Here is a 2340-nt window from a genome sequence, read left to right as displayed (position 1 = left end):
CTGGGCGGCTACTTCCGCACCTACGAGCAGAACGTCGCGGGCACCGTGCGCGGCTATCACAAGCCGATCATGATCGCGGGCGGCCTCGGCAACATCAGCGCAACGCTCACGCACAAGCAGGACCTGCCGGCGGGCACGCTGCTGATCCAGATCGGCGGCCCCGGCATGCGCATCGGCATGGGCGGCGGCGCCGCCAGCTCGATGGCCACGGGCACCAACACCGCCGAGCTCGACTTCGACTCGGTCCAGCGCGGCAACCCCGAAATCGAGCGTCGCGCGCAGGAAGTCATCAACGGCTGCTGGCAACTGGGTGAGGCCAACCCGATCCTGAGCATTCACGACGTGGGCGCGGGCGGTCTGTCGAACGCGTTCCCCGAACTCGTCGACGGCGCCGACAAGGGCGCGCGCTTCGAATTGCGCCAGGTCCCGCTCGAAGAGTCGGGCCTCTCGCCGCGCGAGATCTGGTCGAACGAGTCGCAGGAACGTTACGTCCTCGCGATCGCGCCCGCCGATCTGCCGAAGTTCGAAGCGATCTGCAAGCGCGAGCGCTGCCCGTTCGCCGTCGTGGGCGTGGCGACCGACGAGCGCGAACTCAAGCTGATCGATACCGACGAAGCGGCGCTCGCCGCGAACGGCGGCCACCAGCCCGTCGACATGCCCATGGACATCCTGCTCGGCAAGCCGCCGCGCATGCACCGCACCGTCGAGCACGCGAGCGTGCCGCTCACGCCGGTCGAAGTCACGGGCATCGCGCTCGACGAAGTCGCGAAGAACGTATTGCGCCACCCGACGGTCGGCAGCAAGTCGTTCCTCATCACGATCGGCGACCGCTCGGTGGGCGGCACGACCGTGCGTGACCAGATGGTCGGTCCGTGGCAGGTGCCGGTGGCCGACTGCGCGATCACCGCGCTCGACTACGCGGGCTACAAGGGCGAAGCGATGACGATGGCCGAGCGCACGCCGCTCGCCGTGATCGACGCGCCCGCATCGGGCCGGATGGCCGTGGGCGAGGCGATCACCAACATCGCGAGCGCGCCCATTGCGTCGCTCGACAAGCTCAAGCTCTCCGCGAACTGGATGGCCGCTTGCGGCGCGCCCGGCGAGGATGCCGCGCTGTACGACACCGTGAAGGCGATCGGCATGGAGTTGTGCCCCGCGCTCGGCATCGGCATTCCGGTGGGCAAGGATTCGCTCTCGATGCGTACGAAGTGGAACGAGGAAGGCGTGGCGAAGGAAGTGGTCGCGCCGGTTTCGCTCATCATCTCGGCGTTCGCGCCGGTCGAGGACGTGCGCCGTCACCTCACGCCGCAACTGCGCCGTGTGGACGAAGCAGGCGAGTCGGTGCTGATCGCGATCGATCTGGGCCGCGGCAAGAATCGCATGGGCGGCAGCATCTTCGCGCAGGTCACGCAGCAGGTGGGCGACACGGTGCCCGACGTCGATAACGCCGAAGACCTCAAGCAGTTCTTCAACGCAATCCAGCAACTGAACGCGAACGAGCAACTGCTCGCGTACCACGACCGCTCGGACGGTGGCCTGTGGGCAACGGTTTGCGAAATGGCCTTCGCGGGCCACACGGGCGTGTCGCTGAACGTCGACATGCTCACGCTCGACGCCGAACACGAATCCGATTACGGCGACGCGAAAGACTGGGCGAAGCAGACGAGCGGCCGCCGCGAAGACCGCACGCTGCGCGCGCTGTTCTCCGAGGAACTGGGTGCCGTGATCCAGGTGAGCGCGCAGCAGCGCGACGCCGTGATGGCGGTGCTGCGTCAGCATGGCCTTTCGGTGTGCTCGCACGTGATCGGCACGCTGAACAATCGCGACTCGATCGAAATCTACCGCGACGCCAAGCGCATCTACGAAGCGCCGCGCGCCGAACTGCAGCGCGTGTGGAGCGAAGTGAGCTGGCGCATCGCGCGCCTGCGCGACAACCCGGCGTGCGCGGACGCGGAATACGACGCGTTGCTCGACGCCGCCGATCCGGGCATGCAGCCGCATCTCACGTTCGACCCGGCCGAGGACATCGCCGCGCCGTTCGTGGCGAAGGGCGCGCGCCCGCGCGTGGCGGTCCTGCGCGAGCAGGGCGTGAATTCGCACCTCGAAACCGCTTACGCGTTCGACCGCGCCGGCTTCGACGCGCACGACGTCCACATGAGCGACCTGCTCGAAGGCCGCGCCACGCTCGCCGACTTTGCGGGCGCGGTGGCCTGCGGCGGCTTCTCGTACGGCGACGTGCTGGGCGCGGGCGAAGGCTGGGCCAAGACGATCCGCTTCAACGCGAAGCTCGCGGACATGTTCGCGGCGTTCTTCGCGCGCGAGGACACGTTTGCGCTCGGC

At 68.2% G+C, this 2340-nt stretch carries 1 protein-coding gene; it reads left to right on the top strand.

Annotated elements, in window-relative coordinates:
* Positions 1-2340, top strand: a 2340-nt coding sequence (purL, locus tag VMJ11_RS29655) for a phosphoribosylformylglycinamidine synthase (RefSeq protein ID WP_325624359.1), incomplete at both ends; no start/stop codon positions are given.

Source organism: Paraburkholderia sp., from assembly GCF_035501035.1.
GTDB lineage: Bacteria > Pseudomonadota > Gammaproteobacteria > Burkholderiales > Burkholderiaceae > Paraburkholderia.
Note: the sequence above shows the minus strand (reverse complement) of the source record. Positions and strands in the feature narration are given on the sequence as shown.